The organism is Rhizobium sp. L51/94, assembly GCF_019355555.1.
In the GTDB taxonomy this organism is placed as follows: Bacteria; Pseudomonadota; Alphaproteobacteria; order Rhizobiales; family Rhizobiaceae; genus Rhizobium; species Rhizobium rhododendri.
Genome location: NZ_CP072142.1, coordinates 778,251 through 798,850 on the forward strand (window position 1 = coordinate 778,251; position 20,600 = coordinate 798,850).

The following is a 20,600-nucleotide window of genomic DNA, read 5'->3' on the forward strand; positions in this document are numbered from 1 at the left end:
CCAGATTTTCCCTTGCACCTCTAGTCGCTAGAGGTCGTAGAACTCTCACGGTGATAGTGAGGATTCCGAGATGAGCGATTTGCTGCAGACGAAATTTCGGGTAGGGGGCATGGACTGTGCGTCTTGCGCCACCAAGATCGATACGGCCGTGAGGCGCATCCCCGGCGTCACCGACGTGTCCGTCTCGGTCACTGCCGGAACGATGACGGTCAAACACGACGACACCAGCGATCTCGACGCGATTCCAAAGAAACTGTTCGGTCTCGGCTACAAAGCGACACCTATTCCGACGAAGTCCAAACCAGTCGCTGCGGAACCCGTCTATGCCCATGGTTCGGACTGCGCGCACGACCATCAACATGCCGACTCCCACGACCACTCGGACCATGACCATCATCACGATCATTCTGGTCATAATCATGCCGACGATGGCTATGGACCTGACCAGAACGCACCGCCACAGGACACGGCGCCCGGAACCCTGCAAGCCCGCTTTCGGATTGGCGGCATGGACTGTGCATCCTGCGCGGCAAAGATCGACACGGCTGTCAGGCGCATAGACGATATCGAGGACGTGTCCGTCTCGGTCACCTCGGGGACGATGACGGTAAAGCATCGCCAGTCGGCGGACATGAAAGCCGTCGAGAAGCAGGTCTCAGGTCTCGGCTATTCGATTGTCCCCATCCTCAAGGCGGCGCCGTCAGCGGGCCAGAGCGGCCCCCATTCGGGCCATGATCACGGATCCGCTTCGTCTGGTGCGGAGATCGAAGGCCTTCATGGCCACGACCATAGTCCGACCGAAGGCCCATGGTGGAACAGCGAGAAAGGCCGTCTGACCCTCATGGCGGGCGCAGCGCTTGTACCCGCCTACGGCATCGGTCATCTGTTCCCGGCCATCGCGACCTACGCCTTCATCGTCGCCATGCTGGTCGGCCTCGTTCCGATCGCCCGCCGGGCCTTCATGGCGGCACGTGCGGGAACCCCATTCTCGATTGAGATGCTCATGACGATAGCCGCTATCGGCGCAGTGATCATCAACGCCACCGAGGAGGCTGCGGCGGTCGTATTTCTGTTCTTGATTGGTGAACTGCTAGAGGGAGTTGCCGCAGGCAAGGCGCGCGACAGCATCAAATCCCTCACGGCGCTCGTGCCTAAAACGGCGCTGCTGGAGGAGGGCGGTAAGACCCGCGAAGTTCCGGCCGAGACCCTTGCGGTAGGTTCCATCATCTTGGTTCGCCCCGGCGACCGTATCTCTGCCGACGGAATCATCGTTGCAGGAGAGAGCTCGATAGACGAAGCCCCTGTCACAGGGGAGAGCGTGCCGGTCCGCAAGGTCGTCAATGACACCGTCTTCGCAGGCACCGTCAACGGCGACGCGGCACTCCGCGTGAGGGTCACGGCCGCTGCCGCCGACAACACCATCGCCCGCGTCGTGCGGCTGGTGGAGGAGGCCCAGGAATCAAAGGCTCCGACCGAACGCTTCATCGACCGTTTTTCACGCTACTACACGCCGGGTGTCGTCCTCGTGGCCGCATTGGTGGCCGTCGTTCCTCCGCTCGTCGGGGGCGGTGTCTGGAGCGAGTGGGTCTACAAGGGCCTTGCGGTCCTCCTCATCGGGTGCCCTTGTGCGCTGGTTATCTCGACACCGGCCGCGATTGCCGCATCGCTGTCTTCCGGCGCGCGACGCGGCCTTCTTCTCAAGGGCGGAGCCGTCCTCGAAGGACTCGGCAAACTTACTGCGATCGCCTTTGACAAGACGGGTACACTCACAGAAGGCAAACCCAAGGTAACCGACGTGGTGCCTTTCGTCCGAAAGGTCGATGAGGTCCTGCGCTACGCCGCCGCGCTCGAGATCGGGTCGAGCCATCCGCTCGCTGTCGCCATTCTCGACAAAGTGCAGGAGGACGGCATCGACGTTCCAGTCGCGACCGATGCGAAGGCGCTCGGCGGCAAGGGCGTGACCGCCGTGATAAACGGGGTCGAGGTCTTCTTCGGCTCGCCGAAGGCCGCAGCCGAGCGGGTCACGATGCCGGTGGCGCATTCGAAGGCGATCACGTTGCTTAACGATGAGGGAAAGACCGTCTCCGTACTTGTGATAGGCGACGTTCTCGCAGGTGCCATCGCCATGCGCGACGAACCGCGTGCCGACGCCGTGACGGGCCTCAAGGCTTTGACCGACGCTGGCATCAAGACGGTCATGCTGACGGGCGATAACAAGCGGACGGCCACGGCCATCGGCGCACAGCTCGGCATAGAGGTCCGCGCTGAGCTGATGCCCGAGGACAAGCAGAGGATCGTCGGCGAACTGAAGAAGGAAGGCTACGTCGTCGGAAAGATCGGCGATGGCATCAACGATGCGCCTGCGCTGGCGGCAGCCGACGTTGGGATCGCGATGGGCGGCGGAACGGACGTCGCACTTGAGACCGCCGATGCTGCCGTGCTGCATGGCAGGGTGGGCGACGTTGCCCTTATGATCGACCTTTCCAAGCGGACCATGCGCAATATCTTCCAGAACATCACCATTGCCCTCGGATTGAAGGTGGTCTTCCTTGTGACCACAATTCTCGGCATTACAGGCCTGTGGCCAGCGATCCTTGCCGACACGGGAGCGACCGTTCTCGTAACCCTGAACGCTCTGCGCCTGCTGCGTCCGATCCGGGGAGTGTGATGCACAGAAGGGCCGGGTCCGGCGGCATCATCGTCCTGGTCACCGCGTTGATCTAGTTCTGCCTTTTCGGCGTGATTGCTGTGTGGACGGACTGACATCCGCACTCATCGATCACGAGACCCTCCGCCGTGCTGGGTTCGGAGCACTTCTCCGGCCCGTCAGCCATCTGACGGGCCGCGACGGTTTTGAGATCAGTGGTGGTCGTCCTCGCCCTCATGCTCATGCTTGAGCCATGAGCACAGCTCGGCGGGCAATAGCTTCTCATAGGCGTCGTCTCCGCCGACGAATTCCCCAAGGTCTCTGGCGCTGACGAAGCCAACGTTTGGAAATTCCGTCGCGGCTTCCCGCAGAAACACGAAGTCCTCGTCCCCGATGCCGACCATCACGTAGTAGATCTGCGATTCAGCATGCTCTGCCTCCGAAAGCAGCCGCCAGGCCTTGTCGTGGTCCGAATTCACGCCGTCCGTTAGGAAGTAGTTGATCGCCGGAATGCCTGACCGCGTTTCCTCGCCGAAGCTGTCCCGCTTTTGCCCGAAGATCATTCCCAGCAGCCCTCCGGCGTTTCGCTCCTCGAGCAGACCGTAGGCCATGAGGTTGGAACGGATGACGGGTTCGTAATCGGTGCCGCCCCACAGGATGCGCTGCAAGGCGATATTTCCGGTTATCTCCCTTTCGACGTACCCGTCGTAGGTCGAAGCCGTTACCGGCGTAAGCGACGCCGTCTTTTCATCGTTAGAAAACACCCATGTGTCGATGCGGCCGTCTTCGTCGAAGTAAAGCGCTACCGGGAGGACACGCTCGAGCGCCGACTGGACCACACCTGCATCGTAAAGACCCTTCATCGACCCTGACACATCGATGTTCAGTCCAACCTGCGCGGGAATGCGATCGTGTATTCCCTGCTTTTCAAGCACGAAGCCAACCCTCCGAATCTCTTCTTCAGGCTTTTCGAGTCTGAATGTCGTCATGTTCAATTCCTCCGTGTCAGCGTTTTCACAAGTTTCTCGTAAAGGCTTCGAATGGGCGACGCGTCAAAGGACCGGCCCTCCGATCTGGCAATCAGCGCGGCAGCGCATGCGGTCTGCCAGACGGGCAGGTCGCTGTCGATCATGTCCTCCGCAAACGTCCGTGCGCCGCCAATCGTGGAAATGATCGCTTGCAGGACGCGTTCGCCAAGGGCTACCGATGACGCGGTCGATGCAAGCGACGCGAGCCTCGTTTCCAGCGCGCCTGTCTGTGACAGGCGATGCGCCGCAGCTCCGGGGTCGGGTAGGGGATGTTCTGCGATGTGTCTCGTCAGAAACCTGCCAGCAAGGAGGTGAGCGTCCAGTCCGACGCCGAGCGTGATCCATCTTTTCATCAGAAGGTTCGCCCGACGTTCGAATTCGGCGAACTCTTGACTACGTTCCTTGATCTGACGGGCGGTCTGCAAAACTGCTGCCGAACGTTGCTGAAAGCTTTCGAGTTCGGCGGACCGGGAGAGCGCCGCCTTCATGCCACCGATCAGGCCTCGATCCCGATCGAACAGGGATGCCGGATTGAGTTGGGAAAGTTGTGCGAGGAGGTCGGAGGAGAGACGCTTCGCCTCCTCGAGGCGTGCGTCGCCTGCCAATGCAAGCTGGTCCTCGGCAAGCCTCCCATGCTCCTCTTGCAGAGGCGCACCGAAACGCACGACGTCGTCAAATTCGTGATCGTCGAAGTTAACCGCATCGACGACTCTCTTGGCCTGCCGCAGAACCGGGTCGGATACCGCCGGATCGAGGGTACGAAGTTCATCGATGGAGCATGATATCCTGAGCCTGACGATGCCGCCGCCGACGATCCGCGGACCGTCGTCGAGGGTGCGGGGAACGCGTGCCGCGCCGAACGGTACCATCGGACCCGAAGCAGACCTCGGCGCGGGTTGCACCGAGTCCCGACCGAAGGGCACCCTCGGGCCTGAGCGAGTATCATCGTCGGCCGGGGGCACGCGAGCCACCTTCAGGCCAGATAGGCGTTGATGACTTCGCCCAGCCCGGCGTTCGAGCCCGCTCCGACCGCATGGAACTTCCACGACCCGTCCCTCTGCTTCAGGAAGGAGGCTACCTGTATGGTCGTCATCCCCGCGAACTCCGACGTGAGCTGATAGCGGCAAAGTTCGTCGTCCATCGCGTCGCATACCTCAATATAGGCGTTCTTTACCTTGCCGAAGTCCTGTCGCTTGCGCTCCGCGTCGTGGATCGTCGACCAGACGGCCAGTTCGGCGACCTCGGCCGGGAGATCGCCGAGGACGATCTTGAACTCCTCGCGGAAGCCTTCGCCGTGATGGCCGTCCTTTTCGTCGCCGTCATCATCGTCATGCTTCGCGGGGCCCCCGCCGCGGCCTGTCCGGTCGTCGCGCTCGTGCCACATCGAGCCGTCTTCAGTCTGGAAGGAGCCGTCGGGGTTCTTCTTCAGCGAACCTTCGATATTCGACGGGCCGCGCACGAAAGCGTAGCAAAGCGCATGCGAGCCGTCGTTGTAGAGACGCGCGCGCGAAGGATCACCGCCCGGATGCACGAGGGCGAAGCAATGGACGTCGAGGTCGAAGGCAGGGGCGGAGCCCTCCGGCGGATCCCAGACGAGACCGGAGTGAACCAGCTCCATTGCTTTTTCTATTTGAAAAGACTGCCCCTTCGAGAGGTTGAACGTGGCCATGCCTGCTCCGCTTTCTTCAGATCGGTCTGTCGGTGACGAGCACGCGTGCCTGCTCGAGCTTTGCGCGCGCCTCGGCAAATCTTTGTTTGTTCTTGTCTCCCTCAGCGACGACCTTGTCGGCGATCGCGCGAAGACGTTGCGCCGTGCCCAGCACCAGCTCTGCATCCTCCAGACGGTTCTCGCCGGACGCGCGGGCGGCGTTCACCGAAACGTCCTCGAGGACGTTCATACCGTATTTCTGAAGCGAAGACCTGAGTTGGCGGCGCATGTCGTTCATCTGCTGGATCGATTGCATCTGGAAAAGAACATGGAGCCGGATGAGGACGGACTTGATGTCGTTGAATTCCGCATTCGCCGCAGAGACTGTCTCCGCCAGTGTTGCCAGTGCCGCCCCACGGGCAATCCCGATCGAGTCTAGGTCGGCGGGCGCCTTGGCGTAGGCAGTCTCGAGAACGAGGAGGCGGTTGCGGAAGATGTCGAGCTTCTGGGCATGATCTCTCGCCGTCTGGACGAGAAGAGTGTCGCCTGTTGCAGCTTCGCGGGTCAGCCGGTCCAAGTTGGCCTCGGCCGTCTCGACAATCCTACGTCCCGCCGTCACGAAAACGCCCAGCGCTATGATCGATTCCCTGTAGGCATCCGCGAGCTGGCTCATGCGGGAGACTTCGCCAACGAGCTTAGCGCTCTCCTCTTCAACCTTCGCCTCCATGGGCTTTACCAGGTCGGAGAGGGACTTCGCCTTACTCTGAAGCATCCCGCGGACCTCGTCCGACACCCGCTTCAACCTCTCTGCGGGATCCCCAAGGCCTATGGCGTTGAGGAGCCTCTCGATGAAGCCGCTCTTGAGCTTTTCACGGATGTCTGCCTCAAGGGTCTCGAGATCGGCCCCCTTGACCCCGTCGCGGATCGTCCGGAACAGTTCGAAGAGTACGGGAGACTGCGCCTTTGTGATCTGATCGAGGATCGCGTCGAGTTTGGCGCCGAACCCAAAGACCGCCTCGTGGCCGAACGTCACAAGGGTGCTGGCCTCCATCGCATCCAAGGCAATCCGGTGCGCGATGACTTCGGCCTCGGCCACCCGTTCCGGGGGCAGCGTCACCTTGACGGTGGCAAGCGGCCCGCCTGCCGGGAATGCGAGCTGGTTCTGCGTGCCTGTCGCTGCTGGAAGGTCGTCGGGAATGGCCATATGCTCCTCTGGGCTGGTCGCAGAATGTAACGGAGGAGGGCTTGCGAGGCAATGATCTTAACCGGGCTAGCCATCATGCAACGGACGACAAGCAGACTGCGGACGCGTGTGGGAGGAGAATTATCAGCGCAGCGAGGCTGCCACTACTCGTAAGGCAATCTCGTGGTTCGAGGCGCGCAGACGGCCGATCATCGTATATTCGTTCACAATGGTCACCGGCGTCTTGATAACTGAAAATTCGCTGCCACACACTTTTTGTTATTTCTCGCAACTAAAACGAATCCGAAGGGGGCGGCCGTTCAGACCCTTTAAAGACCTTCTTTTTTGAACAGTAGAGTTCACGGATCACAATTTTTCAAGGCAAATCTCCGCGGCGACGCCATAGCGTCAAAGCCGTTCCTTCGTTTGAGCGCGACGACCTTCCGGCCGCTGCCAAATTTGCATTGACGGGGACGACGTCGCGGCTATGCGCCATACTCCAAACCGACTTCATTATAGATGTGGTATGACACCGCGTGAATAATACCGAAAAAGCGCCCAACCGCTAAACAGCATGATGGTCAATATGGCCACGAGCAGCACCCTCCTGTTTTGGCTAATCCTCTGATCAGCGGACATCTGAAACCTGTGACAATACGGGCAGACTGCAAGGTAATCAGAGATTTCTCGTTCGCAGTTATCGCAACTCTTCATCGAAGGGGCCTCCTCTTGCGGAAGGATGAGTGAGCGAACCGCCAGCGGAACAGTCTTGAACTTGGGGCGGCACCGCAAGATATAAGCTATAGGGTGATCAAACGCATAAGCTTTCTTTGCATCCCGAAGTCACCGTTGGCATCTCCTCAGTTGGCCTTGTGGATCCTCGTCAATCGAGTGAGCCTTGAGATAGGACACTATACGGTGAACCTTCCGGAGATCCAGCTGTGTGGGCGACGTTGATCTGAGCTATGATGAAAGGATGTGGATGCAGGATGCCGCGGATGAGGCGGGTCTTCTGCCTGACGACGACGCTTCCATTCCTGATGGCAACGGCCCAAGGAGGCGAGAAGCAGGCAGGTCAGCGATGCGAGCACGGACATTGGTGAGCCGGGCCTTGCGATCCTAGCTCGTTCAGCCGCACAGGAAGTTACTACATTGAGTGGCCGATGGTTTAGATTGCATGAGGTGCTTCGATATATGAACCATCTGCCGATGAGTTCGGCTATCCACCCCAAATTTGCTACAATTATCCTGAACTTAGAGGTTGATCTAGATCGTAAGTGCGCCCGTGGATTGCTAAAGGGCGCTTGCGGTGAATTTGTGGGGAGAATCATGTCTGTTTCGATCGCGACTTTGTCAGCGTTTTTCCTGTCCCTCGCAGCCTCAACCGCATTTGCCGGGACCAGCGACCCGGTCAAGTCCGTCACCCTATCTTCTGGCGGCTTGGCAGAGATCGTTCGTTCTGCCACAGTCGGTCAGAATGCCTGGATCAACATCGACGTCCCGCTGGACCAGGTTGACGACATCCTCAAGAGCATCATCGTTCGCGACAACAAAGGCCACGTAAAGAGCTTGTCTCTGGCTGGCCCTACTCCGGTCGATGAGACCTTTAAAACGCTGCCGTTCAAGCCATCCGACCTGACGTCCCTGCCGGCACTGTTAAATTCGATCCACGGCGGTCGCATCCAGGCCGGTGAGCAGCAAGGTGTTGTGCTCGGCGTTACTGAAATCCCAGGCAATGCCCAGACGCAACTGAGTTGGCAGCTGTCATTCCTGCGCGACGACGGCGCGATCTCGATGGTCCCGATTCCGGGAACCCAGATCACGATCATCGATCCGGCCATTCAGGAAAAGCTCAAAAGCGCGATGGCCGTCATCTCGAAAGCAAGCGCCGATAATGCTCGGACTATCAGTATCCAGCTGGACGGACCGGCGAGCCGCAATGTCGATATTTCCTATGTGGTTCCCGCTCCGATCTGGAAGACATCCTACAGGTTGGTTCCCGGCCAGGATGGTACAGTCCGGCTGCAGGCGTGGGCCATCTTCGAGAATGCCTCGGGCGAAGACTGGAATGGCGTCGGAATCACCCTGTCATCCGGCAAGCCGGTCACGCTGAGGCAGCGGCTGCATAGCCTGTTTTGGAAGCAGCGCACGGAGGTATCCGTTGACACCACCTCTGTGGCCGTCAATCAGGCCATGGCGGCCAAACCACTGGCCAGGAAAAGTATTCCAGCGATGGCCATAGCGGCACCGCCTCCGGCGCCAATGATGGAAAAGAGCAGCGACGCCTCGATGGCAGAACCGGCTGATCCCGTCCTGACGGGGGAGGGCTCTGTCACCTCGACCTTCGCGCTCGCGGGCACTTACGACGTCAGGAATGGCGACACGCTGTCCGTTCCGATCCTGGACCAAGGCGTGAAGGCGGAGATGGTGTCACTTTACCGTGCTGAAGCGGGGGGTGAGCACCCGACCGCCGCCGCCGTGATCGACAACGACAGCGGCATCAGCCTGCCTCCGGGCATCGTGACCGTTTATGACGGCAAACAAGGATATGTCGGTGACGCTAAGACCATGGGACTGCCGACAGGGCAGAAGCAGGCCGTCAGCTTCGCACTCGACCAGAAGGTCTCCATCACTTCACAACCCCGGTCCGAAACGACGATCACCCAGATCAAGGTGGCCGATGGCATCATCAACACCTCGTCGATGACCCGCGAGGATACGGTCTACCGGATCGTGGGTGCCAGTGACGCATCAAGAGTTGTGCTGATCGAGCAAATCAAGCGGCCGGGCTGGACCTTCAAAGCGGACGGCATGACTGATGACACACCCACAAAGGACCGCATCAAGACAGTTGTGAAGGCAGGAGAAACCAAAGTGGTGACGTCCACGCTGTCAATCGTCAATCAGGAAGGCTTTGCTTTGGCGGATGCTGGATCGGATGAATTGACCCAGTGGCAGGACGCAGCCATCGACCCTGCGATGCGGGCAAAACTCGATGACCTCGTGAAGGCGAAGGCTGCGCAGGATGCGGCAAGGAAGACGCTTGAGGAACTGAACCAGCAGTTCGCGCTGGTTGAGGCGGATCAGCAGCGGGCCAGGTCCAATCTGCAATCGGTTGGCAGCGGCGACACCAAGACAAGGTTCGAGAAGCTGCTGAACGGAACGGAGGACAAGCTGGAGAAGATCGAGCTAGCTCGGGCTGAACAGCGAAAAGTCGCCCAAACCGCAGACGCGAAGGTTGCGGCCATTATCAGATCATTTTGAAAATGTCTGGGGTGCACCGTTCGGATCCCATCAAGCGCGAAGAAGAATCTATATTTTGAATTGCTAGCAGCTCGATGGCTAAATCAGCTCTAGGCGGAGATCTAACCGGGATCGGCTCTACAACGTGTTTCACGAATGCCTGTTACTCTAAGAATTTGAGTTTACTCACATTTTTCGCTATTGTTTGTGTCGGCCGTTGGTATCTCTTCAAGAACCAAGAGCTCTGCATTCAATCGCTTGAGGAGTATACCGCAAGCCCCTCTCTCATTCACGACGGGTTTCCAATAGTTGGATAGATCGCCCGACCGAGGACTGCTGAAAACCGCCTGTTCCCAAAATGCCGTCGGATGCAATGTTGGTCAGAGCCACAACTGTCAGGCCGCGGCTGGGTCCGTGAACCAACTCTATCTACAGGCGCCGCCGCAGCACTACCACGTGCCGCAAGCCGCCGCAGATGCCACACAACGCTGGTCTTGCTTAGACTTAAGCTTTTTCGTCATAAGATTCTTCTCTCAATCCCTGTCGGGGGCGCCCAGGGGGAAATAACTACGGTAGGGTCGCGCATCTTCAACGCAACGCGCGACCGAAAGGCGGGCGAGCAAGCGAGTACGATAGGCTTTGAGCGTAACGTGCTTATCCGCGATCGGGTTCGTCCAGTCGGCATAGAACAGCGCGGGGGCGGCGGCGCAGTCGGCAAGGGTGAAATCTCCGCCGCACGCCCACTCTCGGCCCGCCAGTTCGCCGTCGAGCCAGGTATAGATCCTGTCCAGATCGGCGCGGGCCCGCTTGACACCGTATGGGTCGCGGTGTTCCTCGGGGCGCAGCGCGTTGCCAACGATCACTGTCATAACGTTCATCACGTAATTGTCGAATACGCGGTCCATCATCCGCACCTTGACTGCCGCCGCGGGATCGTCGGGTATCAGTTTCACAGGACCAGGGCGGACCGACTCGAGATATTCAACAATTGCCGTTGCCTCAAACACCGCGTCATCGCCGTCGACAAGCAGTGGGAACTTGCCAGCCGCCGAGAGACGGGAAAGCTCGGAACTATTCTTAGGATGATCAGGACCGATCATCCTGAATTCGAACGGCGTGTCGTTCTCGTAGAATGCTATCTGCGCCTTCCAAGTATAGGACGAAAATGGATGACCGAAGAGATGGATTACCATGTGCCGTCCTTTATTTTCGCCTGTCGCTCCTCCTCAAGCGCGCTCTCAATCGCGCCGAAAGACCCCGTTTCGACCGGACCCGCTGGTTCGTAAGTGGCGATGACGGTGCCGCCAGGCGATACCTGATGATCGACCAGCCGGAGCGTGCCTGGCGACGTGCCGTTGCCGAACAACCGCTTGCCGCTGCCAAGCACGATCGGAAAGGTGTACAACACCAGTCGGTCGAGCAGGCCCGCTGCGAGCAGCGCGGGATAGACCGTGCTCGATCCCTGGATCAACAGATCAGGGCCATCGCCCTGCTTGAGCCTCGCAACGTCATCGATGCAGCCCATCCGATGGCTGTTTGCCCATGGTAACGGTTGGCCACCTTTTGTCAGTACATATTTGTTCGCGGCGGTGAAGGCCTTGCCCATCGCTTCGCCGTCGGCGTAAGGCCAATAAGCGGCGAAGATGTCATAGGTCCGCCGCCCCAACAGCAGATCGTATGGCTGCGAAAAAAACTCGCCGATCACGGTACCAACCTTCTCGTCTGCGATGGGAAACATCCAGCCGCCATTCGCGAACCCGCCTGTGGGGTCTTCCGTCGGGCCACCCGGTGCTTGTATGACCCCATCGAGCGAGACGAACATGCCGCCAATAATCTTACGCATCGCGCGTCTCCCCAGCCCGCGCCGCTTCGATCTTGGCGATGTCAATCTTGCGCATCTTCATCATCGCTTCCATCACGCGTTTGGCAGCAGCGGGGTCAGGGTCGACCATCCCGTCCATCAGCGCGCGGGGTACGATTTGCCACGAAAAGCCCCATCGATCCTTGCACCAACTGCACATGCTCTCTGTACCGCCATTTCCAACGATCGCGTTCCAGTAGCGATCGGTTTCTTCCTGAGTGTCAGTGAAGACTTGGAAGCTGACCGCCTCGTTGGGGCTGAAGCGCGCGCCCCCGTTCAGTCCAACGAATGACTGGCCGAGGACAGTGAACTCGACGGTGATCTCCTCGCCACGCTTAGTCGAGGGATTGTCCGCAGGGGAGTCTTGCCCCGAGCCGACATGGCTGTTGGGGAACACGCTCGCATAAAATTCGGCCGCCTCGCGGGCCTTGCCGTGGTCGAACCATAAACAGGTGGTGATCTTCGCCATTGTCTCTCTTCCTACTTGCCGCCGACCAGCGCAAAAGCAGCGCCTTGCGGATCATTGCCCATGATGATGTGCATGCCGCCCGGCACCTCATGGGGTCCCATCGTCACTGTACCACCGCCCCGCTCGATCCGCCCTTGGGCTGCTTCGATCGAGGGAACGTTAAAATAATAGCTCCAGCGTGTCGGCCAGCCGGCGCCGGCGGTCATCGCAGCACCAATCCTATGGCCGGCATGATCGATGAAGCAGTACTCGCCCATTTCACTCATCGGCATCGTTTCGCTATTCTCCCAGTCGAACAATTCGCCATAGAAGGCGAGCGCGGCCCTGTGGTCACTGGTAACAAGCTCGTTCCAGCCACAATGCCCAGGCGTGCTAGCGTGAAACGCCCGGGACGCCTGCTGACTGTCGCCGCGCATAATGTAGGACACCATCCCTTGCGGATCGGCGACCATCGCATAACGGCCGACGCCGGGAATATCTTGCGGGCCCATTAGAACCTTGCCGCCGAGCGACTTGGCTTTCTCAGCTATACCATCGACGTCCTGAACCCCGATGTAGCAAAACCAGCCGGGTTTCATCGGGGTACCCTCCGGTAGCGTCAGTAGGCCGCCCACGTCTTGTCCGTCTGGCGCAGTCAGAATGCGGTAGTCGCGGGTGCCTTCCATTCCTGAAGTAGCGATGCTCCAGCCGACGACATCGGCATAGAATGTTTGCGCGCCGTCGGCGTCGGTGGTCATAAGTTCGTACCAGATCGGAGTGCCTGCTGGATTGGTCATTTCGTCGGTCCTTCTGCTGGATGATGATTGATCAACGGTCGCACGAAAGCCGCCTAAACGAGGCGCTAGTCGTCGAGCAGCATGGTCTTCCGCTTGACGACATTCTGAGGTCTACCATCGAAGACTGCCATCTGATCAAAATGGTCTGATCAGATGGCTCAGCAACGATCTAGCTGGCCGACTGGTGAATAAGAAACTCTGCCAATCTATCGAAAGTGCTGTTCCAACCCATTGAATGACTTTTTGCGCTCTGTACTGTTTTAAAACCGGTCTGGCTAAAGTGCATTCGCGTTCCTCCATTCGGCAATTCCTCGAGGCGGACAACGATGTGGGTCTGCACGTCAGGACCATCTTCGTGGTTCGGAGTCTCCCAGGCAAAGGTGAATTCCAAACGCTCAGGCGGCATTACGACGAGATATCTACCTGATTGCCAAAGGAGGATGTCTTCAGGATTGTCTGATTTGAGACAGGCCCGCCATGCTCCTCCTACCCGGACATCCGCATCGAATTCGGCGGCACGATAAAAGTGCGGGCCGTGCCATCGGATCGGCGCATCCGGCTGTGTCCATGCTCTCCATACTTGTTCGCGCGGGGCAGCAAAGTCCCGAATTATCGTCAAGGGACGCAGCACAGCTCTGTCTCCGATACTCTCGTTAGGCTCACGCATCTTTTGAAGCCTGGGCCTCTGGCGTTTCAAGATAGGCTGCCAGGCGATCAAAACTCCCTTCCCAATGAACACGGCACTTCTCGATCCAATCGGTCACTTCAGCAAATTCAGATGCTTGAAGCTTTGCCGGTCGTGCGATCGACTTGATTGGCTGACTGCGCGTGACGAAGCCCGCGCGTTCCAGGACGGCCAAATGCTTCGCAACGGCTGGAACCGTCATCTGCAAAGGTCTTGCGAGGTCAGCAAGGGTCAACTCGCCGAGTGCAAGGCGGGCCAGCATTGCGCGGCGTGTCGGGTCAGCAAGTGCTGCAAATTTCATACTTAGAGGATCGGTCATATGTAAACCATTTGCTATATTTACCGAGTGGTATAGATTGATGGAGGATCGCTTGTCAATATCGGGATAAGGGTCCGCGACAGTCGCGTGCATATCAATAAGGCCGACGTTCACGCATGACAGCTCGTGGAAATTCTGCATCTTCAGGCGTGCTTACCGAAACGGCGCAATTACCTGAGGAGAAAAATATGCCTAAGTTTGTCACAATCGGTTATGGCGACCAGGCCGGTAACGATCGAACCCCGCGCGCTGCCCGAGACATGGCGCGTGAACATGATGCCTCCCTGCGCCGCATGGGCGCGTTGATCGGCATCGCCGGCCAGCCCGTTCGAGTTCGCAACACCGATGCCATAAGAGTCGAAACAGAAGATGGAGCCTATATGGCTTCTTCCCTTCCAGTTGCGGGTTTTGCCGTCATTGAGGCAAAAGATCTTGAAGAGGCTATCGAGATGGTATCCAAAGCGCCTTGTGCCGTGGCCCACGGCGTCGTTGAAGTGTGGCCGCTGCAAGACGAGTGATCGCGTCGTACTGATTTGTTCAATGAGACCGGACGTTATTCCAACGTCATGCCGGACGCGTATCCGACGCAGAGCCGTCCAGGTTCAGCGTCTTTGGCAGCTATAGGAACCTAGTATGCCCATCTGTTGAGCGTCTTTGAGACGAACCGTTGGAGCGCTACACGATTTCATTAGGCTGCTCTCGAATACGTGGTAGGCTTCGATACGGGACTGAAGCTCTGTTGCTCAGTTACCGACGTCCACGCCGGGAAAGGCTTTCGCTGTGCGAGCCTCCGGGTTTTCAAGGACAATTTCTAATGACAATTGCTGCAACTCCTCCGCCGCAGGGCGCGATGAGCCTCGGTCTTGCTATTGTCGCGTCATCTAACGCGCCGATGTTACTGTTGGACCTCAAGCTTTCGGTCGTCGCTGCTAGCGACTCGTTCTGCGGTGAGTTTGAAATCGACGCCGACACAATTTTAAACAAGCCTTTCGCCGAAATTGGTCACGGCGAATGGAACTTCCGAACGCTGTCATTGCTGCTGGAAGCAACGGCGTCGGGCAGTGCAGCCGTTCAAGCGTACGAAATTACTCTCCATCGAGACGGAAAGCTGCCGAGATGCCTGGTTCTAAATGCCCAGAAGCTGGCGTACGGAGACCTCGAAAACGAACGCCTATTGCTCTCAATCCTTGACGTCACCGATGCCCGGCTTGCCGAAAAGCAAAAGGACGAGCTGATTGCGGAGAAGGCTGTGCTACCGCAGGAAGTCCAACACCGCGTTGCCAACAGTCTGCAGATCATCGCTAGCATTCTCTTGCAGAGTACCCGGCGGGTGAATTCCGACGAAAGCCGCTCGCATTTGAAGCTCGCTCATGGCCGGGTGATGTCGATTGCTGCGGTTCAGCGACAGCTCGCGTCGACCAACACAGGCGACGTCCATCTACGAACCTACTTTACCCATCTTTGCGACAGCCTTGGCGCCTCCATGATCCTCGATCCTGAGGAGATCACGATAGACGTCGACGTTGACGGCAGTGTCGCCAAGGCAACCGTTTCTGTGAGTCTAGGTCTGATCGTTACGGAATTGGTTATCAACGCTTTGAAGCATGCCTTTCCAAACCATCGGAGGGGCAAGATCATAGTGGCCTATCGCGCCAATCAAGCGGGATGGGTGCTGTCGGTGGACGACGACGGCGTCGGGATGTCACTTGATCCCGTTGTATCCAAACCTGGCCTTGGCACGGGCATCGTCGAGGCGATGGCTAAACAGCTCCAGGCTAAATTCACAGTCACCGATAATCATCCTGGGTCAAGGGCGAGCGTCGCCTGTCAAGTGATGTAATCAGCCTAACTCACAGCCGCTCTGCTTGAGGTGGCCGGACATGAATGGGAAAGCAATAAAATGGAAGATCGTATTGTGGTTCTTGTGGTGGAAGACGAGGCTATCATCAGGATGGCGCTTGTGAGCGCGCTGGAAGACGCGGGATTTGAGGTCTTTGACGCCCAAAATGCCGACACGGCTATCGATTGCCTGATCTTAAACACGAACATTCAAGTGGTGTTCACCGATATCGAGATGCCTGGTAGCATCGATGGGTTGAAGCTGGCTGCCGCAATCAGCGACGGTTGGCCGCCGATAAAGATCATCGTGACGTCTCGCTATCACGCCATTGAGCCAGGCACGTTGCCGGTCGAAGGGCTATTCCTAGCAAAGCCGTATCACACAGCTGATGTCGTTGAATCAATTCATCAACTAATGGCAGCCTAAGTTCCATAGATCACCTAAAACCATCGCGGAAATTCGCAAGTCACACAGCGTGTACATAGAACAGCGGCGACCAGTTGAGTCGCCACTGGAGTTGATAAAGCGTTCCCTTTGCTAAGCTATTTACTGACTGCCTTAGTCGCTCAAGACATTAAGGATGATCTTCCCTTTGTTTCGAGCTCTTGTTCCCTCCAACATCTCATGCGCAGCAATCGCGTCTGATAGTGGCAGCACGTCGCCGACGTTGGTTTTTAGAAATCCTTCATCGACCATTGCGGCGATCTCATTCAATTCGGCTGTCGATACTGCGACCAGGAAGAACGCTGCGGTGACACCGTGTTTTGATGCAAGCTCCTGATCGGGCTTGGACACTGCAGATACAAGCTTCCCGCCTTTTTTCAGGACAGCGAAAGATCGGGTCTGGGTCTCACCTCCGACGAGGTCGATGACGGCATCCACCTCGAATACCTGCTCTTCGAACCGACTGGCACGATGGTCGATGACCTGGTCGGCTCCCAGACTTTTGATTTCATCGACGTCCCCGGCACTTCCTGTTGCGATGACCCTGATGCCCGCTTTGTGCGCGAGTTGGACCGCGTAGGCGCCGACGTTGCCGGCAGCACCGTGGATGAGGACACTGTTTCCTTGCTTCAAACCGGCCTGATCGAACAGAGCCTGTTTGGCCGTGACGGCGATCACCGGAATCGAAGCAGCTTCGATGTCGTCGATTGTCTTCGGCTTGAGAGCGATCATGGTAGCGCTGGCGATGGCATAGTCGGCGTAAGCGCCGATGAAGCGGGGGTTCGTGACGCCGTAGACAGCGTCGCCTGCTTTGAAGGAGCGAACGTTTTCCCCGACGGCTTCGACGACGCCACAGATATCCGATCCGAGTGTCAGGGGCAGGGGCTGTGGAAGCGCACTGTGCCCAGAGCGGATCCACCCGTCCCAAGGACCGACACCTGCGGCGTGCACCTTCACCAGCACTTCGTCCGCTTCAGGAGCGGGACGCTCTATCTGCTCCGCGCGGATGACTTCCGGGCCGCCAAACTCATGGACGCGGTAGGCTTTCATTGTGTTGCTCATTTCAGTTCTCCTGTTTTTCAAGGTGGGTTTGAGTTGGTTCCAGCAACTTCAGTTGGCTGCATTTTTAGCGGGACCGATGGAGTGGATCTTTTGTCATCGGGTCTGGGATGGACTGATTGGGACAAAATCGAAGTGGTTGCAGTGACGCGTTAGTGCGCGCCTCCACCGGACACCTGACCAGGCTTCTTCAAAAGGAGTGATGCAAGCAGTGCGATCACAAGGGCTACCCCGAGCAGGTAGAAAGTATCGCTGAAGGCAAGGATATTAGCCTGTTTACGTAATTTCAGAGCGATCCCGACCACGGCCTTGTGTGTGGCAAGTGCTTGGTCGCTGACGCCATGGCTCATGAAGTAGGCCGTCAATTTTGCCACGCGGTCCCGGGTCGCATCTTGGAATACCGAGACAGAACTCGTGAGAATGTTTGAGTGGAACTGCTCACGCTTGGTGAGAAAGGTCTGCAGGACTGCGATGCCGACGGCGCCGCCAAGATTGCGCATCATGTTGAAGAGAGCTGAGGCCGAGCCTGCGTTTTCCTGCTCTATCCCCGATGTAGCGATTGCGGACAGCGGTGTGAAGACGAGAGCCTGACCGACGGCGCGTACGATGTTCGGCCAGAACAGCTGGTCGGTGGCATAGTCACCAGTCATGTGGATGTTCATGAAGTTAGATACTGCGAAGAGGGCGAAGCCGACAATAATGAGCAGCCGGATATCGACCAGTTTCATCAGTCGTGGCACGAGCGGAATGAGAAGCAGCTGTGGGAGGCCGGTCCAGGCGAGAACCATACCGATCTGCTCTGCATTATAACCTTGTATCCGGGTCAAATAGATCGGCAGGACGAAGACCGAGCCGTAGAGAGCAACGCCGAGCATGAAGTTGGAAACAATGCCGAAGCCGAAGTTGCGACGAACGAGAAGGCGCAGGTTCAGTAGGGGATGGGCGGACTTCAGCTCGATATAGAGGAACAGTATCAGTGAAACGGCCGCGATGATCGACAGGCGACGGATGAAGTCGGAACCGAACCAGTCTTCCTTATTGCCTTCTTCAAGTACGGTCTGCAGGGCGGCAAGGCCGACGGACATAGTGATGATACCCGGCCAGTCGCCCTTGGCAAGCAGGGATAGGTTCATCGGTGCCCGATCGAGGGAAGCCCAGAGCATGCCTAGCATCAGTACACCTGGTACCAGATTGACATAAAATATGTATTGCCAACCCCAGTTCTCAGTAAGGTATCCGCCAATCGTTGGTCCGATGGCCGGGGCGAAGGTTGCGGACAGGGCGAAAAGCGCGAGGCCGATCGGTTGCTTGGCTTTGGGCAGAAGCGTGATGATGATCGTGAAAGCCATCGGGATAAGCACGCCGCCCGAAAAGCCCTGAATGGCGCGCAGGATGATCATCTGCTGAAGGTCGGCGGCAAAGGCGCAGGCGACCGAAAACAGCAGGAAGATGACGGCATTCGTCAAGAGATAAACGCGTACCGAGAACACACGGGCGAGCCAGGCGCTAAGCGGGATCACCACGATTTCGGCGATGAGGTAGGAGGTGGAAATCCAGCCGCCGTCATCCGAACCCGCACCGATCGCGCCCTGGATGTCGGCGAGCGATGCGTTGACAATCTGGATGTTGAGGACGGCCATGAATGCACCGAGGGTCGAGCCGATGACGGCGCTCCACATGCGCAGTGGGCTCATCGCATGGGTAGGCGGGGCGGCCGTTGCCGAGGGCCCCGAAGCTGAATTGTTGTTCACTGCGATCTGAAGCGTTGCCATTGCCGTTCTCCTTCTGATGCCGAGACAGTCTCACAGGATGGCGCTCGCGATAATTGCGGAAAGATTGGAAGGATCATCAAGCCAGACGGGTCAATCGCCGATCAGGCTGAGATCCTCCAGCCGAAGGGCCTGGAGTTCCCAGGCATTGCGCAGTGCTGGAAGCATGCGGTGGATGACCTGACATTGCGACGGCAAGAAGCCGCCGGCTTGCGCGGTTCCGAAGGCGACGACGCTGACCGACGGGAGGTCTTTCGCCGACGATGGGCTTCAAGGAAACGATGTCAAGCATGGTTTCAACTCCATTCGATGTCGCTCCGGCGCTCATTTGCCGCCCAGAACGGTCAGCTTGGTGTCGATGTCCGGCTCCACCGACATTCCCGAGCGAAGCAGACCAGCCAGACTGTTATCGTCAAAGACGATCTTGACCGGGATACGCTGGACGATTTTGGTGAAGTTGCCGGTCGCGTTGTCCGGCGGCAGCAGCGAGAATTCGAGACCGCTCGCGGGCGAGACGCTGTCGACGTGACCCCTGATTGTCAGGTCGGGAAAGCTATCGATCTTGATGACGACCGGCTGTCCGGCGCGGACATTCGTCAGCTGCGTTTCCTTGAAGTTGGCAACGACATAGGCGGAATGGGTCGGCACGACCGCCATCAGCTGGGTGCCTGAGGTCACATATTGGCCGACACGCAGGGACCGCGCACCGACGATGCCGTCGACCGGCGCTGTTATCGTCGTATAAGAGAGATTGAGTTTCGCTTGTTGCGCGGCGGCGGCAGAGCGATCGCGCTGCGCGACTGCCTGTTTACGCTGGGTCTGCAGCACCGGGATTTTCTTCTCAGCGGCGACGAGCGCCGCCTGATCACGTTCCAGTGCGGCGATTGCCTGCTGGCTCAGCGACTGGCTTTGTTCGGCACGGGACTGGGTGCCGGCGCCGTTGCTGATCAGCCGCGCGGATCTCGCGGCCTCAGAGCGTGCGAAGTCTAGCGAAGCCTGAGACGAGTCGATCGTGGCCTTCGCCTGGCCAATGACGGATTGCTGCAGTTCTATCTGGGCGTCGAGGTTGGAGATGGCGGCATCGGCTGCCGTGACGTCCGCTCTTGCTTGGGCCAGCGCCATCTGAAAGTCGCGATCGTCGATCCGTGCCAGAACCTGGCCGGCCTTAACCATATCATTGTCGTTGACGGAAACGGTGGCAATATAGCCGGCAACCTTCGGAGCGATGGTCGTGTAGTCGGCCTTGACGTAGGCGTCGTCGGTGGACTCGATGAAGCGTCCAACTGTCCAGTAATGGTATCCGAAATCCGCCCCGAAGGCGACGCCGGCAAGGAGAGCAGCCAGGATGAGGCCGCGCTTGGCGATCTTGCGACCATTTCCTGGCTTTGCCGGGACCTGTGCAGGTTGGACAGGAGCACTGTTGCTTTCGCTGTCCGATGGTGCATCCTGAACCTTCGCGATGCTCGTCTGGTTGGCTGCTTCAAAAGCCGCTGCGCGGGGTATTTCGACCATTGTCCTTCTCCTCATTTTCGGCCATTGGGCCGGCTTGTTCGATGAGAATGAGAATGCCCCGCAATATGCCTTGTGATAATCTGTCGATATCGGGAAGGATCATCCACTCTCAGCGGA

At 58.3% G+C, this 20,600-nt stretch carries 18 protein-coding genes; 5 read left to right on the forward strand and 13 right to left on the reverse strand.

Translation table 11 applies throughout. The annotated features are described in order from the left end of the window. The first annotated feature begins 70 nt into the window (after positions 1-70). Positions 71-2,668 carry a heavy metal translocating P-type ATPase gene (locus J5274_RS21575; RefSeq protein ID WP_219274990.1) on the forward strand — a complete coding sequence of 866 codons (2,598 nt, stop codon included), beginning with the start codon at positions 71-73 and terminating at the stop codon, positions 2,666-2,668. A gap of 191 nt (positions 2,669-2,859) precedes the next feature. Here J5274_RS21575 and J5274_RS21580 read toward each other — a convergent pair whose 3' ends face one another. The 4 genes from J5274_RS21580 to J5274_RS21595 all read right to left on the reverse strand — a co-directional run bounded on the left by J5274_RS21580 (position 2,860) and on the right by J5274_RS21595 (position 6,527). Beyond that, positions 2,860-3,636: a VWA domain-containing protein gene (locus J5274_RS21580; protein WP_209183086.1), complete on the reverse strand. Its 777-nt coding sequence runs from the start codon at positions 3,634-3,636 to the stop codon at positions 2,860-2,862. Between the two features lie 2 nt (positions 3,637-3,638). Continuing rightward, positions 3,639-4,544 carry a hypothetical protein gene (locus J5274_RS21585; RefSeq protein ID WP_219274992.1) on the reverse strand — a complete coding sequence of 302 codons (906 nt, stop codon included), beginning with the start codon at positions 4,542-4,544 and terminating at the stop codon, positions 3,639-3,641. 104 nt (positions 4,545-4,648) lie between these two features. Further along, the gene (locus tag J5274_RS21590) at positions 4,649-5,344 is read right to left on the reverse strand and encodes a TerD family protein (protein ID WP_219274993.1); all 696 of its coding nucleotides are present in this window, start codon (positions 5,342-5,344) and stop codon (positions 4,649-4,651) included. A 16-nt stretch (positions 5,345-5,360) separates the two neighbouring features. After that, entirely contained in the window at positions 5,361-6,527 is a 1,167-nt protein-coding gene (locus J5274_RS21595; protein ID WP_219274994.1) for a Toxic anion resistance protein (TelA), read from the reverse strand. Positions 6,528-7,700: 1,173 nt separating this feature from the next. On the opposite strand from J5274_RS21595, the gene J5274_RS21600 reads away from it, so the two are divergent. Next, complete coding sequence (locus J5274_RS21600) at positions 7,701-9,770, forward strand: DUF4139 domain-containing protein (RefSeq protein ID WP_219274996.1); 2,070 nt, start codon at positions 7,701-7,703, stop codon at positions 9,768-9,770. A gap of 512 nt (positions 9,771-10,282) precedes the next feature. Here J5274_RS21600 and J5274_RS21605 read toward each other — a convergent pair. The 6 genes from J5274_RS21605 to J5274_RS21630 all read right to left on the reverse strand — a co-directional run bounded on the left by J5274_RS21605 (position 10,283) and on the right by J5274_RS21630 (position 13,973). After that, positions 10,283-10,942 carry a glutathione S-transferase family protein gene (locus tag J5274_RS21605; RefSeq protein WP_209183082.1) on the reverse strand — a complete coding sequence of 220 codons (660 nt, stop codon included), beginning with the start codon at positions 10,940-10,942 and terminating at the stop codon, positions 10,283-10,285. After that, positions 10,936-11,592 (reverse strand): dihydrofolate reductase family protein, encoded by a 657-nt coding sequence (locus J5274_RS21610; RefSeq protein WP_219274997.1) that lies wholly within the window; start codon positions 11,590-11,592, stop codon positions 10,936-10,938. The genes J5274_RS21605 and J5274_RS21610 overlap by 7 nt, the downstream gene beginning before the upstream one ends. Further along, positions 11,585-12,079, reverse strand: coding sequence for a VOC family protein (locus J5274_RS21615; protein WP_209183080.1), 495 nt, complete (start codon positions 12,077-12,079; stop codon positions 11,585-11,587). Before J5274_RS21615 ends, J5274_RS21610 begins: the two co-directional genes overlap by 8 nt. 11 nt (positions 12,080-12,090) lie before the next feature. Next, positions 12,091-12,855, reverse strand: a complete 765-nt coding sequence (locus J5274_RS21620; RefSeq protein WP_209183079.1) for a VOC family protein — start codon at positions 12,853-12,855, stop codon at positions 12,091-12,093. Between the two features lie 169 nt (positions 12,856-13,024). Then, the gene (locus tag J5274_RS21625) at positions 13,025-13,486 is read right to left on the reverse strand and encodes an SRPBCC domain-containing protein (protein WP_209183078.1); all 462 of its coding nucleotides are present in this window, start codon (positions 13,484-13,486) and stop codon (positions 13,025-13,027) included. 28 nt (positions 13,487-13,514) lie between these two features. Continuing rightward, entirely contained in the window at positions 13,515-13,973 is a 459-nt protein-coding gene (locus J5274_RS21630; RefSeq protein ID WP_257625678.1) for a metalloregulator ArsR/SmtB family transcription factor, read from the reverse strand. A gap of 2 nt (positions 13,974-13,975) precedes the next feature. Here J5274_RS21630 and J5274_RS21635 point away from each other — a divergent pair, with 2 nt between their 5' ends. The 3 genes from J5274_RS21635 (at position 13,976) to J5274_RS21645 (ending at position 16,125) form a co-directional block, all read left to right on the forward strand. Further along, positions 13,976-14,377, forward strand: coding sequence for a YciI family protein (locus J5274_RS21635; protein ID WP_257625679.1), 402 nt, complete (start codon positions 13,976-13,978; stop codon positions 14,375-14,377). A gap of 302 nt (positions 14,378-14,679) precedes the next feature. Then, entirely contained in the window at positions 14,680-15,699 is a 1,020-nt protein-coding gene (locus J5274_RS21640; protein ID WP_374113764.1) for a sensor histidine kinase, read from the forward strand. Positions 15,700-15,759: 60 nt separating this feature from the next. Continuing rightward, complete coding sequence (locus tag J5274_RS21645) at positions 15,760-16,125, forward strand: response regulator (protein WP_219274998.1); 366 nt, start codon at positions 15,760-15,762, stop codon at positions 16,123-16,125. Between the two features lie 132 nt (positions 16,126-16,257). Here J5274_RS21645 and J5274_RS21650 read toward each other — a convergent pair whose 3' ends face one another. The 3 genes from J5274_RS21650 to J5274_RS21660 form a co-directional block, all read right to left on the reverse strand. Next, complete coding sequence (locus J5274_RS21650; protein WP_219275000.1) at positions 16,258-17,193, reverse strand: NADP-dependent oxidoreductase; 936 nt, start codon at positions 17,191-17,193, stop codon at positions 16,258-16,260. A 161-nt stretch (positions 17,194-17,354) separates the two neighbouring features. Further along, a complete protein-coding gene (locus J5274_RS21655) occupies positions 17,355-18,974 on the reverse strand; it encodes an MDR family MFS transporter (protein ID WP_219259030.1) in 1,620 nt (539 codons plus the stop codon). 321 nt (positions 18,975-19,295) lie between these two features. Then, a complete protein-coding gene (locus J5274_RS21660) occupies positions 19,296-20,483 on the reverse strand; it encodes an HlyD family secretion protein (protein WP_219275002.1) in 1,188 nt (395 codons plus the stop codon). Positions 20,484-20,600 lie beyond the last annotated feature (117 nt).

Bases quoted from the DNA above. Each gene is read 5' to 3' on its own strand.
- J5274_RS21610 (WP_219274997.1), bottom strand. From the start codon at position 11,592: ATGCGTAAGATTATTGGCGGCATGTTCGTCTCGCTCGATGGGGTCATA.
- J5274_RS21660 (WP_219275002.1), bottom strand. From the start codon at position 20,483: ATGGTCGAAATACCCCGCGCAGCGGCTTTTGAAGCAGCCAACCAGACG.
- J5274_RS21580 (WP_209183086.1), bottom strand. From the start codon at position 3,636: ATGACGACATTCAGACTCGAAAAGCCTGAAGAAGAGATTCGGAGGGTT.
- J5274_RS21620 (WP_209183079.1), bottom strand. From the start codon at position 12,855: ATGACCAATCCAGCAGGCACTCCGATCTGGTACGAACTTATGACCACC.
- J5274_RS21615 (WP_209183080.1), bottom strand. From the start codon at position 12,079: ATGGCGAAGATCACCACCTGTTTATGGTTCGACCACGGCAAGGCCCGC.
- J5274_RS21595 (WP_219274994.1), bottom strand. From the start codon at position 6,527: ATGGCCATTCCCGACGACCTTCCAGCAGCGACAGGCACGCAGAACCAG.
- J5274_RS21655 (WP_219259030.1), bottom strand. From the start codon at position 18,974: ATGGCAACGCTTCAGATCGCAGTGAACAACAATTCAGCTTCGGGGCCC.
- J5274_RS21575 (WP_219274990.1), top strand. From the start codon at position 71: ATGAGCGATTTGCTGCAGACGAAATTTCGGGTAGGGGGCATGGACTGT.
- J5274_RS21600 (WP_219274996.1), top strand. From the start codon at position 7,701: ATGAACCATCTGCCGATGAGTTCGGCTATCCACCCCAAATTTGCTACA.
- J5274_RS21605 (WP_209183082.1), bottom strand. From the start codon at position 10,942: ATGGTAATCCATCTCTTCGGTCATCCATTTTCGTCCTATACTTGGAAG.
- J5274_RS21645 (WP_219274998.1), top strand. From the start codon at position 15,760: ATGGAAGATCGTATTGTGGTTCTTGTGGTGGAAGACGAGGCTATCATC.
- J5274_RS21650 (WP_219275000.1), bottom strand. From the start codon at position 17,193: ATGAAAGCCTACCGCGTCCATGAGTTTGGCGGCCCGGAAGTCATCCGC.
- J5274_RS21585 (WP_219274992.1), bottom strand. From the start codon at position 4,544: ATGGTACCGTTCGGCGCGGCACGCGTTCCCCGCACCCTCGACGACGGT.
- J5274_RS21590 (WP_219274993.1), bottom strand. From the start codon at position 5,344: ATGGCCACGTTCAACCTCTCGAAGGGGCAGTCTTTTCAAATAGAAAAA.
- J5274_RS21635 (WP_257625679.1), top strand. From the start codon at position 13,976: ATGACAGCTCGTGGAAATTCTGCATCTTCAGGCGTGCTTACCGAAACG.